Source organism: Pseudomonas sp. Con_6 (assembly GCF_059379395.1).
Genome location: NZ_CM182011.1, coordinates 1,366,792 through 1,380,080 on the forward strand (window position 1 = coordinate 1,366,792; position 13,289 = coordinate 1,380,080).

10 protein-coding genes are annotated in these 13,289 nt (G+C 64.1%); 4 read left to right on the forward strand and 6 right to left on the reverse strand.

Annotation, left to right across the window (positions count from 1 at the left end; all coding sequences use genetic code 11):
* Positions 1 to 65: 65 nt before the first annotated feature.
* The 4 genes from AC5QPF_RS06275 to AC5QPF_RS06290 all read right to left on the reverse strand — a co-directional run bounded on the left by AC5QPF_RS06275 (position 66) and on the right by AC5QPF_RS06290 (position 6,636).
* Positions 66 to 1,010, reverse strand: coding sequence for a cation efflux transmembrane domain-containing protein (locus AC5QPF_RS06275; RefSeq protein WP_494962489.1), 945 nt, complete (start codon positions 1,008 to 1,010; stop codon positions 66 to 68).
* A 30-nt stretch (positions 1,011 to 1,040) separates the two neighbouring features.
* On the reverse strand, positions 1,041 to 3,107 hold the full coding sequence (locus tag AC5QPF_RS06280) for a methyl-accepting chemotaxis protein (protein WP_494962490.1): 2,067 nt from the start codon (positions 3,105 to 3,107) through the stop codon (positions 1,041 to 1,043).
* A gap of 65 nt (positions 3,108 to 3,172) precedes the next feature.
* A complete protein-coding gene (locus tag AC5QPF_RS06285) occupies positions 3,173 to 4,525 on the reverse strand; it encodes an amino acid permease (protein ID WP_494962491.1) in 1,353 nt (450 codons plus the stop codon).
* 389 nt (positions 4,526 to 4,914) lie between these two features.
* The gene (locus tag AC5QPF_RS06290) at positions 4,915 to 6,636 is read right to left on the reverse strand and encodes an amidohydrolase family protein (RefSeq protein ID WP_494962492.1); all 1,722 of its coding nucleotides are present in this window, start codon (positions 6,634 to 6,636) and stop codon (positions 4,915 to 4,917) included.
* A 212-nt stretch (positions 6,637 to 6,848) separates the two neighbouring features.
* Between AC5QPF_RS06290 and AC5QPF_RS06295 the strand changes: the two genes are divergently transcribed.
* From AC5QPF_RS06295 to AC5QPF_RS06305, 3 genes are all read left to right on the forward strand, one after another.
* Positions 6,849 to 7,763, forward strand: coding sequence for a LysR substrate-binding domain-containing protein (locus AC5QPF_RS06295; RefSeq protein ID WP_494962493.1), 915 nt, complete (start codon positions 6,849 to 6,851; stop codon positions 7,761 to 7,763).
* A 255-nt stretch (positions 7,764 to 8,018) separates the two neighbouring features.
* Positions 8,019 to 9,089 carry a C45 family autoproteolytic acyltransferase/hydrolase gene (locus tag AC5QPF_RS06300; RefSeq protein WP_494962494.1) on the forward strand — a complete coding sequence of 357 codons (1,071 nt, stop codon included), beginning with the start codon at positions 8,019 to 8,021 and terminating at the stop codon, positions 9,087 to 9,089.
* A 27-nt stretch (positions 9,090 to 9,116) separates the two neighbouring features.
* On the forward strand, positions 9,117 to 10,421 hold the full coding sequence (locus tag AC5QPF_RS06305) for an MFS transporter (protein WP_494962495.1): 1,305 nt from the start codon (positions 9,117 to 9,119) through the stop codon (positions 10,419 to 10,421).
* 212 nt (positions 10,422 to 10,633) lie between these two features.
* On the opposite strand, the gene AC5QPF_RS06310 is transcribed toward AC5QPF_RS06305, so the two are convergent.
* Positions 10,634 to 11,338: a hypothetical protein gene (locus AC5QPF_RS06310; protein ID WP_081770071.1), complete on the reverse strand. Its 705-nt coding sequence runs from the start codon at positions 11,336 to 11,338 to the stop codon at positions 10,634 to 10,636.
* Positions 11,335 to 11,991 (reverse strand): DUF1889 family protein, encoded by a 657-nt coding sequence (locus AC5QPF_RS06315; RefSeq protein WP_024889638.1) that lies wholly within the window; start codon positions 11,989 to 11,991, stop codon positions 11,335 to 11,337. Before AC5QPF_RS06315 ends, AC5QPF_RS06310 begins: the two co-directional genes overlap by 4 nt.
* Positions 11,992 to 12,506: 515 nt before the next feature.
* Here AC5QPF_RS06315 and AC5QPF_RS06320 point away from each other — a divergent pair.
* The gene (locus AC5QPF_RS06320) at positions 12,507 to 13,268 is read left to right on the forward strand and encodes a hypothetical protein (RefSeq protein WP_024889637.1); all 762 of its coding nucleotides are present in this window, start codon (positions 12,507 to 12,509) and stop codon (positions 13,266 to 13,268) included.
* The last annotated feature ends 21 nt before the right edge of the window (positions 13,269 to 13,289 follow it).

A 13,289-nucleotide genomic window follows, 5' to 3' on the forward strand; every position in this document is an offset into this window, starting at 1 on the left:
ACGTCGAGTCAGATAGGCCAATCAGGAACCGACGCGGTCAGTGTGGGAGCGGCATTGTCTTCCGATTATTCAGCCCACTCCGGATCCCCGGTGAACACCACGGTCAGCCAGCGATCCGGCCCTTCACCGCCAATCGCTTCGCCGATCTCGTCCCGCCAGGCATCCCACTCGGCGATGTTCCGCGCCGCCATGGTCCGGGGCACGATGAAATACAGCTCGATCTCCCGCGAGCGTCCGACCTTGGCCACATAGGCCCGATAAGACAGCATGCTGTGCCGCTCGACGAACGCCTGCGCCACCTCGTCCACATGCTGCTTCAGGTCCCCCGGGGTCACCAGGAACATGTCCGCCAGCGCCTGGCGGATCACCGACAATGGCAACGGAATGATCACCAGGCACACCAGCCCCAGCACCGCCGGGTCGATGTACGGCGAGATCCATTCCCACTCCGTGCCCTGCACCGCGATGCCCACGCAGAAGGCGATCAACAGCGCCGCGGTGATGCTCGCGGACATCACCCAGCCCTTGACGTCCATGCGCACGAAGTCGGAATTGATCTTCTTGTTTGCCCGCGCCTCGAACACGGCGATGGCCAGGCAGGCAGTCACGGTCAGCACCGCGTACACCAGGGCCACGCCGAACTCCAGCTCGCGCCCGCCTTCGAGCAGGCTGAGCACGGCGTTGATCAGCGCGTAGATCGCTACCCCGGTGAGCAGGATGCCGTTCAACGCCAAAACCATCGGTTCCAGGTGCCAGAAACCCATGGTGAAACGCTCGCGCAGCTTGCGCGACATATGGGTGCGGGTGTGGGCGGTGATCAGTCGCACCACCACCAGCGACAGGCCGCTCATGCTGGCGTCGACCATGGAGTAGACGCCGTCGAAGACGATCGAGAACGACCCCGAGGCGATGCCGAAGCCGATACCGATGGCTGCGATGAACAGGGTGACGGCGATGGAGGTACGCAGTACCCCCTGCTCGTCGGACAGATCGAAAAACCGCGTTGCCACTCAGGGCCTCCTCAATAAAACGCCGGGCCGTCAGACCCGGAATTGCTCCATCAGCGCCTGCTGCTGGTTGGCCAGGCGGTTCAATGCCTGGCTGATACGCGCCGACTCGTCGGCCTGGCCGGACAAGGATTCGGTGACGTCGCGAATGCCGGCGACATTGCGGTTGACCTCCTCGGCCACGGCACTCTGTTCTTCGGCGGCGGAGGCGATCTGCAGGTTCATGTCGCTGATCACCGCGACCGCCTCGCCGACCCGTTGCAGGGCCGGTACCGCCTGTTGCATGCGCTCGACGCTGTCCTTGGCCTGGCGCTGGCCGTCCTGCATGGCCTCGACCACGCCTTGGGTGCCGCCCTGCAAAGCTTCGATCACCTGGCGGATTTCTTCCACCGACACCTGTGTCCGTTGGGCCAGGTTGCGCACTTCGTCGGCGACCACGGCGAAACCGCGGCCCGCCTCGCCGGCACGGGCGGCCTCGATGGCAGCGTTGAGGGCCAGCAGGTTGGTCTGCTCGGCGATGGCGCGGATCACTTCCAGCACCGAGCCGATCTGGTTGCTGCGTCCGGCCAGGGCTTGCACCCGCTCCATGGCCTGGTCCATGTCGGCCGCCAGTTGGTCGATGGCCCTGCGGGTAATGCCCACCAGTTCCAGGCCTTCGCGGCTGGCCTGGTCGGCACCGCGGGCGGCCTGGGCAGCTTGCGCTGCATTGTTGGCCACGTCGTGGGCAGTGGCGCTCATCTCGTTGGCGGCGGTGGCCACTTGCTCGATCTCGCGCTGCTGGAACTGCATGCCGCCGCTGGTCTGGCTGGCGATGGCTGCCGACTGGTCGGCAGTGCCGCGGGCTTCCTGCAGCGAGTCTTTGACCTGGACGATCACCGGCTGGAGCTTGTCGAGGAAACGGTTGAACCAGCCGCTGAGCTGGCCCAGTTCGTCATCGCGGGAATAGTCCAGGCGTTGGGTCAGGTCGCCGTCGCCGCTGGCGATCTCGCGCAGGCGCTCGGCCACGACGAGGATCGGCCGGGTCACGCCGCGGGCGGTCAGCCATATCAGCACCAGGCCGGCCAGGGCGGTGACGAGGGCGATCAGCAGGTTGAGCAGGTTGGCGCTCTGGTTGCTGGCGTCGAGGCGCTGATTGAGCTGGATGGCCGGGGCTTGCAGGACGGCCTGCGGGACTTCCAGCAGCACCTGCCAGGGCGCGGCATCGGGAATCGGTGCGAAGGGCCGGCTGATGCGCATCACGCCTTCTTCCGCCGCAGCGGGCAGGCGTTTGCTCAGTAGCGTGGCATCGGCGCTGTATCCGGCCAGCAGGCCGACAGGGCTGACGATGCTGACCTGGCCCTGGCCGTCGAACAGCTCCTGGCGACCGGCCAGTGCCAGTTGCTGCAGGTTGTCGAGACCGATGTCGAGGCCGACCACGCCGACCACCTTGCCGTTGTCCAGTAGCGGCAGGGCGATGCTGGTCATCAGCACCTGCTTGCCGTTGACCTCGTCGAAGTACGGGTCGAGTACACAGGCCTTCGCCGTCTCCAGCGGGCAGGTCAGCCAGCGATTGTAGGGCGAACCGTTGGCGCCGATGCTGGCGTCGGCGAGCATGGATTCGGGCATGGCTTCGGATTGCAGTTCGCCGGCGGCATCTCGCGACCAGTACAGGGAAAAACGTCCGCTGTCGTTGCTGCCCAGTTCGGCCTGGCCACTGAAGCGGGCGTCCTGCTGGTCGAGCGTGTTCGGCTGGAACACCAGGTACAGACCGATCAGGTCACGGTTGCCGGCCAGCGCTGTGCGGGCCTGCGTCACCAGGGCCTGGCGCAGGTCGCCGTCGCCACGCTGGCGCAGCACCGAGGCCAGGCGGGCGAAGCCGTTGCCGTACTGCCAGGCATCCATGAAGTAGCGCTGGATGCGCAGCGCCTGGGTCTCGCCGTGGGCCTGCAGGCGCAGGCGGGCGTTGTGGTCGAGCAGTTCGGTGTTGGCGGCGAAGACTTCGGCCGCGCTGCGGCGCGACTGGGTCAGCGAAGTGACGGCAAGGACAACGACGATCGCCAGCAGGCACAGGCCGGCGAGCAGGATGATCTTCCACTGGATGGACAGGCGGCGCGGCAGCATGAGGTTTTTCCTTCTCGGTCATGAACGACGCCCGCGGTCCTCGCAGGCGTCGTCGACAGGCGGTCTCACTCGGCGAGGTAACTCGGTGGCGCAACCCGGAAGGCCTTGGTCAGGCGCGCCAGGTAGAGCACGCCGCAGAGGGCCCAGATGCCGCCGAACACCAGCGAATGCTCGTTCAGGTCAAGCCACAGCACGGCAATGATGCAGAAGCCGATGGTAGGCAGCACCAAGTGCTTGAGCTTGTTCGCCAATCCCTGCTTCAGGCCCTGTCGAACGTAGCAGTGATTGATGACCGACAGGTTCACGAAGCTGAATGCCACCAGCGCGCCGAAGTTGATGATCGAGGTGGCGGTGACCAGGTCGAAGAAGATCGCTGACAGTGCAATGAAGCCGACGATGACGATGTTCAGCACCGGGGTCTTGTAGCGCGAATGCAGGCGAGCGAACAGGAAGTGCGGGATCACCTTGTCGCGGCCCATCACGTACAGCAGGCGCGAGACGCTGGTCTGCGAGGCCAGGCCCGAGGCAATTGTGTTGATCACGGTGCAGGCGATGAAGATCGACTGGAACAGCTTGCCGCCGACGTACAGGGCGATTTCCGGCAGGGCCGCTTCGTGGTCCTGGAAGCGGTCCATGGTCGGGAAATAGGCCTGGATGAAGAACGAGGTGAGGATGAACACGCCACCGCCGATCAGCGCAGTGAGGAAGATCGCCCGTGGGATGATCTTTTCCGGCTGATGGGTTTCTTCCGACAGGGTGGTCACCGCGTCGAAACCCAGGAAGGAGAAGCAGAGGATGGTCGCGCCGGCCATCAGCGCGCTGAACTGCGCCTTGTCGTCGACGAAGGGGGTCAGGCTCCACGCTGTACCCAGGCCTTCGCCCTGGTGCAAGCCGCGCAGGCACAGGTAGATGAACACCGACATGATCGCGATCTGCACGCCGACGAACAGCACGTTGAAGCTGGCCACCAGGTTGATGCTGCGAATATTGATCAGGGTGATGAGGGCGACGAAGCCGACCACCCAGGTCCACTCGGGGACTTCGGGGAACATCGCCGACAGGTACATCTTCGCCAGCAGGGCGTTGACCATCGGCAGCAGCAGATAGTCCAGCAGCGACGACCAGCCCACCAGGAAGCCGACGTGGGGACTGATGGCTTTCTGCGTGTAGGTGTACGCCGAGCCGGACTGCGGGAAGTGCCGCACCAGCACGCCGTAGCTCACGGCGGTGAACAGGATGCCGAGCAGGGCCAGGATATAGGCGCTGGGCACATGGCCGGCGGTGAGGCCGGAGACGATGCCGAAGGTGTCGAACACGGTCATTGGCGTGAGGTAGGCCAGACCGATGATCACCACCTGCCACAGGCGCAGGGACTTGCGAAGCTGATGGTTGCCGTGGGTGCTGTGCTCAGGCTGCATGCGGGCGATGCTCCTGGGACGGGACCACGGACGGGGGTTGCAGCGGGCACGGCAAGGTCGAGCGGGTGGGCTCCATGTTGTTCACCTTTTATGTTGGAGCTGGGGTTGGCGCGGGCGAGGCACCGATGTCACTGGCAGGTCCGAAAGGGAAAACACGACGCGCAGGCGCGCGGACGCCGAAGCGTCAAGCAGCGGCGTGTTGTTTTTCCTTATCGGGCGCTGGGCAAGGTGGGAAAAATAAGAAACGAAATGCAGGGTGTGCGTCAAGTAAATCGTTACATTATTTTTCCTTCATGACTATTTCGCGACATTTTTTGTGGTTTTTATCGCCGTGGCGACATTTTTGCCGGGTGGGTGGTTTTTTCTGTGCGTAAAAATTTACATGGCACTCAGCGAGCGTGGATCAGCTTGCCGGCGAACCAGGTCTGCTCCACCTGGGTGTCGCGCAGGGCTTCGTCATCGACGCTGAACACGTCGCGGTCGAGAACGATCATGTCGGCCTGCTTGCCGGGCTTGAGTGAGCCGATGTGTTGTTCGAGGCGCATGGCCCTTGCCGCATTCAGGGTGTAGGCCTGGAGCATGGTTGCCCGGTCGATGGTTTCGTCGGCATTGAGCACGCCCTTGGGGCCGCGGCGGGTGGTGGCCTGGTAGATGGCCTTCCACGGTTGCGGGGTGCTGATCGGCCAGTCGCTGGCGCCGGCGATGGTCGCACCATGCTTGAGCAGCGAGCGGGCGGGGTAGGTGTGCAGGAAGGCCATGGCGCTGACGTAGGGTTTGACCAGGTCGAGGTTGGCCTCGTCGGCGGCGGCCCAGTACAGCTGCATCGAGGCGATCACGTCGAGTTGCTTGAAGCGCGGGTATTCCCGCGGGCTGACCATCTGCAGGTGCGTGATGGAATGGGGAATGCCGCTGTGGCGGTCACGCCGCGCCTGCTCGATGCCGTCCAGGGCGGTGCGCACCGCGCGGTCGCCGATGGCATGCACGTGCACCAGCCAGCCACGGGCGTCGGCGGCGCTGACCAGTTCGCCGAAGTGCGCCGGGTCCAGCAGCAGTTCGCCGCGCTGGCCGGAGTTGCGGTAGGGCTCGAGCATCGCCGCGCTCTGCGCCGGGATTTCCGCGACGCCATCGGCGAACACCTTGATCCCCGGCAGGGTCAGGTTGGGCAGGCCGAGGAACTGTTGGCGAACCTTGTCCAGTTCGTCCAGGTCGGCGGGGCCGGCCTTGGAATCGGCCATCAGCAGGGCGGCGACATGGGCGGTCAGTTCGCCGTTCTGCGCCAGTTCCTTGTACACCGGCAGCACGCCCAGCGAGTCGTTCTTCACGTCGGCGCCGGGCAGTTCGTTGGCCAGTGGGTCCATCCAGCCGGTGATCCCCAGTTCCCGGGCGTAGGCCAGGGCCAGGCGCCCGGCGTTGAGCAGGGTGTCGTGGGACAGCGGCGGCAGCAGGTCGGTGACCGGGTACAACGCGGCATCGACGAGGAAGCCGTTGGGCGTGCCGTCGGCGTGCTGGCCGAGGGTGTTGCGGGCTTCGGCGGGCAGGGCGGCGATGGTCGCGGCGTCGATGCCTGCGCGTTGCAGCATGGCCCGGTTGGCCCAGCCGGTGTGCATGTCGTTGGCGGCGAAGAGGATCGGTTGGTTGGCCCATTCACCGTGGTTGAAACGCTGTTCGAGGGCGTCGATGCCATCCCAGTAGCTCACCGGCAGGCCGGCGACGCTGAGGAATTCACCGCGACGCGCCTTGCCGTCGTCACGCCATTGGCGCAGGCGGTGTTCCAGCTTGTCGAGGGGCAGCTGTTCGCCAGCAAGGTCGGCCAGTTCGCGTTGCAGGCCGCCCTTGATCGAATGGGAGTGGGAATCGAGCATGCCCGGCATCAGCACCTTGCCGCCGAGGTCGAACAGGCGGGTGGCGTCGGTCTTCAGTGCCAGGACCGTCTGCTCGGAACCCACCGCGACAATGGTGTCGCCGTCCACCGCTACGGCCTCTTGCAGCGCCTGGCCCGGCTCGGCGGTATAGACCTTGGCGTTGTGCAGGATCAGGTCCACGGCGGCGACGCCGGGGAGCGCGGTGCAGGCCAGACTGGCGCCCAGTGCGATGCTCAGGAACTGCTTCATGGGAGGCTCTCGTTGTTGTTGTGGTGGCCGCAGCCTAGCCAAGGCGAGAGGGCGGTTAAACGCGCGGGCGGGCACAACTTTCTTCGCCATCTGGAAAAAATCAAGTGCACCGGCGCAAGGGCTCGGCGCACGAATGCCATTTGCCGCTTGGGTGGCTGCGGCCAATACTCGGCATTCTTCATTCGTTCTTTTGTGCCGATCGGGAAGCAACCATGGACAAGATGACCGCCCTGACCATCTTCGTTGCCGCCGCCGAACACGGCAGTTTCAGCCGTGCCGCGGAGCAGTTGGGCAAGACCCCGTCGGCCGTGACCAAGGCCGTCGCCCACCTGGAAAGCGAGCTGGGCGTACGTCTGTTCGAGCGCACCACCCGGCGCATGGCCCTGACCGAGGCCGGCGCGCTGTACCTGGAAGGGGCGCGCCAGGCCTTGATGCACCTGCAGCGGGTGACCGAGGAAGTCGAGCAGTTGCAGCACGAATTGCGCGGCACCTTGCGTATCACCGCGCCGCCGTCGTTCGGCCCGGCTTTTCTCAATCAGGTGTGCTGTCGTTTCCTGCGCGAGCATCCGCAGGTGCGCCTGGAGGTGAACCTGAACGATGCCAACGAGGACCTGATCGATGGCGGCTACGACCTGTCGTTGCGCGACGGTCCCACCGACCAGCCGGAACTGATCGCCCAGCCGCTGATCGAGAACCGCGTGGTGCTGTGTGCCAGTCCCGCCTACCTGGCGCGGTATGGCGAGGCGATCACTCTGGACAACTATGCGCGGCATGACTGGCTGTTGTTGCGTCACCCGCTGGTCAACCGCAGCTATTGGTGGATCGAGCAGGGCGGGCAGACGATCCGGGTACGCCAGCCGACGCCGCGGCTGGTCAGCGACAACTTCGATTTTCTCCTGGCGTGCTTGCTGGACGGGCAGGGCTTGCAGTTCGTGCCGACCTGGGCGGCGGCGTCGTACCTGGCGTCGGGGGCGCTGGTTGAGGTGTTGCCCGATTACTGGCGCTCGGTCAGTGCGTTCGGGCCTTGGGTGCATGTGCTGTACCTGCCGCATCGCCGTAATACGCGCAAGGTGCAGGCGTTCATAGCCCTGCTGCATGAGCAGTTGCGGGGGCAGGGGTTGGAGTAAACAGGGTGCGGTGCATGCAATCCTTGTGGGAGCGGGTTCACCCGCGATTGCGATAGTGAATTCACCGACGCAATCGCGGGTGAACCCGCTCCCACAGGTCCCTGCCAAACCCGAAATATTTTCCAATCCGGCACAAAAGTTGTGCGTCATCTGACGATGATCCCCACCGCCCCGCTGGATAGTCTGCCCCTGTACGTCCGACCGTGACTCTTTCCCGGACGGCACAGATGGCGCTTTCCACAGGAGTTACCCGCAGTGAAGATCCACACCCTTGTCAGCGAGATCCGCGACCCCCTCGAACGTGGCCGCGAGATCGGCGATCGCTTCGCCGAGCAGATCCGCCACACCACCGGCCTCTACCTGGATTTCTTCCCCCAGGTCGGCGTGTCCCTGCGCGACGCCCAGCGTATCGGCGACAACAGCCTGGCCGCGCTGGAAGCCTGGAGCCCGGAACTGGCGGCGGAAGTCATTGGCATGGCCAGGGGCGCCGCGGTGCCGCTTTGGCAACTGGCAAGCCTGAACGCCCGCACCGAAGTCCTCGCCGCGCGTACCCGCCACAACGAATGTTCCACCACGGTCTTCGCTCCGCCCGGCCCCCAGGCACCGCGTACCCTGCAGACTTGGGACTGGCACGACTGTCTGTGTCCCCATGGGCTGATGCTCGGCTTGCACACCGCCCGGGGCATGCAGGTCAAGCTGTTCTGCGAGTTCGGCATGCTCGCCAAGCTGGGGGTGAACAGTGCCGGCCTGGGCCTGCATTTCAATATCCTCCACCATGCCAGCGACCATGACGGCGGCGGCGTGCCGGTGCATGCCATCGCCCGGCGGGTGCTGGAAGAAGCCGGCAGCGTCGACGAGGCGATCGAGCTGGTGCGTTCGGCGCGGGTCAGCGCCTCCACGGTACTGACCGTGTTTTCCCGCGAAGACCGCAGTCCGCGGGCGGTGAGCATCGAGATGAGTCCGCAGCGCACCGCGCTGGTCCTGCCCCGTGAGGACGGCTGGCTGCTGCACACCAACCATTTCCTTGACCCGCAGCTCAGCCTCGGTGAGCAGGTGGCGGATCGCGCCGATACCCAATGCCGTCTCGACCATCTGCACCAGATGATCGCCGGAATGGACAGTGCCGACCTGCGTGTCCGCGCCGAAGCCATGTGCGGTGCCGCCGGCGACAGCGCGCCGATCTGCTTCCACCCGGACCTCTCCCTGCCGGGTACCGAGCGCTGGGAAACCCTGCTCAGCGTGGGCATCGACACGGAGCGTTGCCTGCTGGAGTACGTGGCGGGGACGCCGCTGTACCTGGCCAAGGCCGGCTTCGAAACCTTCTGAGTCAACCCGTCAACGAGAACAACAATAATGACTGAGCAATCTTCCCGCTCTGCAGTGCGAACCTTCTGCGTTTCCGGTCTGGGCACCGCGCTGGAGTTCTATGACTTCATCATCTATGGCACGGCGGCGGCCCTGGTATTTCCCCAGGTGTTCTTCCCCGACCTGGACCATCTCACCGCCACCCTGGTGGCCTTCAGTGCCTTTGGCGCGGGCTTTTTTGCCCGGCCGCTGGGCGGCATGGTGTTCGGTCACTACGGTGACCGCATCGGTCGGCAGAAGGTGCTGATCGCCACCTTGCTGCTCATGGGCCTGAGTACTTTCCTGATCGGTTGCCTGCCGACTCATGCCAGCATCGGGGTGGCGGCGCCGATCCTGCTGGTGCTGCTGCGCCTGATCCAGGGCTTCGCCGCCGGTGGTGAATGGGGCGGGGCGGCGTTGTTCGGCATCGAGTCGGCGCCGCCGGGACGGCGCGGGCTGTGGGGCAGCTTTACCAGCATGGGTATCGGTGTCGGCGGGATTCTCGGCGCGGCGGTGTTCGCCATCGTCAGCGCGGCGGCCAATGACAACCTGGTGGATTTCGCCTGGCGTATCCCGTTCTGGCTGGGCGGCACGCTGGTGCTGATTGGCCTGTATGCCCGCTTGCGCACGCCGGTCGCGGCGCCGCTCATCAAGCCGGTCCGTGCGCCGCTTGCCGAGGCCCTGCGCCAGCGTCCACGGCAGTTGCTGCTGTGTACCGGAATCGCCTTCGGCTACTGCACCATTGCTTATATAGGCAGCACCTTCTTCCTGACCTACGCGACCCAGGTCGGTTATGGCAGCACCGAGGCGCTGATGTTCGACTTCACCTTGTCGGTGGCCATCGTGCTGTCGGCGCCGTTGTTCGGCCATCTGTCCGATCGCTTCGGAAGGCGTCGGGTGATGGTGTTCGGTGCGCTGGTCATGGCGCTGGGGCTGTTCGCCTTCTTCAGCCTGGTCAGCCTGAAGAGCTTCGCCATCGCCCTGTTCGCCTACAGCCTGGCCGGGGCGCTGATGGGCGCGACCCAAGGGCCGATCCCGGCGTTTCTCGGCGAGCAGTTCCCGCGCAGCATGCGTTACTCGGGGATTTCCGCGAGCTACCAGGTCGGTGCGGCGCTGGGCGGGGGAACGGCGTCGAGCATCGCCACGGCGATCCTGATCCTTACCGATCATGATCCGATGGGTGTGGCCTTGTACGGGACCGGGGCGCTGTTGCTGGTGGCGGTGTGTTCGTTGCTGCTGCGCGAGACGGCGGGGTTGAGCATGGCGCAGATCGATGAGGAGGAGGCGTGGGGCGAGGTATGCAGGAAGGGATAGAGAGAGGGGCGTGAAGCAAGGAGGGAGAAACTGGAGCGGGTGAAGGGAACATCACGCCGCACTCAACCCGTTGATTGATAACGGGTTTCTTCCGTGAGCGCCACGGAATTAGACCAGATTATGTACCAGCCCCACCTGCCCGGCAACCCGGGATCGTCTGCCATCGCCCAGCAACGTCCATGCACAGCCACCAGGGTCCTGTCCAGATGCGCCTATAGGCCGAGACTGTGTTTCGCTGCGCCGAAGTTTGGGGCGTACTCCACACCAACGTCCTCTAGATCGGCAGCGATTTCATCTTGAAGACGTCGGGTGTTCGGCGCGAAATACTCCTTCGTATTCGACGAGGCGAACACGATCGGCGCCACCAGCCCTGCGGAGCGAAGCTGGCCAGCCGCCTCGATATAGGCTTCGACGATCACGCAATCCTTCATTGATTCTTTACCCAGTCGGGCGGGAGCACGAGGTTCGTTGACTCGCTTGAACGCACGGCTGGCGACCCCATCGTTGTGCGGCACCACGCTGGCAACGTCCCGCCACCTGTTCAGCACTGTCCTGGCCCGCGCGACGTGTCCCTCAAGGTGGTCCAGCGGCAGCATTCCCTGGGCACCGTAGGCCAAGGCCACTTCATGGATACGTTGAGCTTGTGCCCGGAACCTTGCCAAAGCGTTTCGAGCCTCTACCTCGACGCCAGCGACATGAGCAGCAAGTTCGATGGTCACCTGTTCTGCCATCAGAACAATCAGATCGGAGCCGGCCTCGGCTGCCGCAAGCAAGGCAAGCCCGGCGTTGGCATCGTGTGCTACCGCTGTTTCGCGCGTGATGTCACGGATGACGTCAAGGACGGTGCATGTATCCACGCACAACACAGGCGCGTTTAAAGCAGCCAAGTCGTCAATGACTGAAGTATTCAGGCTCATGTATGCGACTGGTCATACTGTTCAAGCAGTCCGAGTGCGAATTCATAGTCGATGGCCAAGTCCTGCGCCCGCCCTGCGGACCAGGCCTCCACCTCGACAAGCCACCGTGCCAATTGGTCACTATCCAGTCGTTTCGATGCACGGTGCGCGGCAATCAGGAACGCGTACCAGCGCTCCCTGTCCATGGGATGGGCCGCACCTGTGGATTTATTGGCGAGCCGCGAGAAGCGCCGCAGGGCTGCTGCCGGTTCGGCATCCAGCCAATCCTCAAGAGTCTGGTTGGGAGAGGTCAGTTCGACGCCGAAACCGCCGGCCCGGGACGCCGGTTCCGCGACTTGGGCGACGAAGTCGCGAAGAATCGCGTTGTACTTGTCAATACAAAGCTCACCGACGTTTCGCGGCACGATATTGGAAACCTTGTAGCCATCAGGCTCTTGCCACAGCACCAGAGCCGATTCATCGACGTCGTCGAATGCAGATCGTACAAGCACGATCACATCGTCGTCGCCCAAGTGTTGCTTGAGGTCTTCTTCCCGCTCAGCGTCGTGACGCCAAGAGCCACCAACCTGCGCGAGGATGCCACTGCGCATTGCGGTTGCTGTCTTGCCCCTGAGGTGAAGATGCTGGAAGACCGTGATCGGCTTTTCTGTCATGTCGGTTGCCCGCAATAGAACTGTTGATGTTCTGAGACTTGTCGGTGAATCGATGGCATTCGCCTGTCATTCTTTCTTGATCTGAACGAAGACCCGTGCCGTCTGGCTCGAAGCCTCATCGTTGCCCGTCGAGACGGCGTCGCCGCGCCTGGTGCCACCCGAACCGCGTCTGCTGAAAGACCCTCGGCGTCTGACATGCGGGTGATGCCCAGACTTGAAAGCACGTAGACCGAATGCGTCTTTCGCCGCGATGGCATCTGTAGCAAAACCTCACCACCAAGCCTCCCCGCCTCGGGCGAGAAACATCTTGAAGCATACCGCCACGCAGAGGCTCGGTGTTGGTGGACAAGGTGCCACATCGACTGGTTGCTGGGGTGAGCATTGCAGCCATTCGCCGTCACTACAACCTTTCCACAAGCCAAGTCGCCACCGCTCCGCGCCGCGAAGGTGTGGATGGCGTCGACCAGACCACGAGAAAAGCCGATGTCCTGAACCCGTTCACCAGGGAGTAGCCCATGAGAAAGTCATCTTCTTCCGGCGCCCAAGCCAAGGTCTTCTATCGTCCGATCGAGGCGGCCATCCAGTGGGCGGGACTGTCACGCTTCGAGCGCCGTATCCTTGATATTGCCGAAGGGATGAACCGGCTGCCGGAGCACGCTGCGCTGGCGCGCTGGCCACAGCTTCGCCTGAACGCGGAACGGATCTACGACGCACTGGTGCATCTCGACCTTCCCTACGGCAAGGATGGCCTCACGAGCAACGATCCCGCCTTGCTCGATGATCCTGGCCTCACGATCCGCCACGTCGATCTGAAGGCTTGGATGATCCGTTTCTATCCCGACCAGCGACCGGCATTCCTGTTCGATGCCTTCGAGCGTCACCTGCATCCGGCCGTCAGTGTCGATGCCGTGCAGGCACTGGTCATGGATCGCGAGGCGTTGAAGCTCCAGCTTGCCGACAAGGTGCAGGCCTGGGACGCGCTCTATGAGCAGTTCCAGACGCTCAGCCAGGAGCACCAGGCGCGCACGGAGCGCGAGAAGCGATCCGGGATGCCGGGCGCCCGCAGTGAATCCACCTACCTGAACATCGTTGGCGGTCTTCTGACCCTGCTGTTGGGCAAGTCACCCAATGGCGTTCCCTATTCGTCTTTCGAGACGCTGGAATCGGTCATCAATGCGCTGGTTGCCCATTACGGCGACAAATCCGGAATCAGCGAGCGAACGCTGTGGGCGAAGTTTTCGGCAGCCAAGCGTCATCTCGCTACCCAGGACCGCTGACTGCAAGTGCAGACGGCGTGT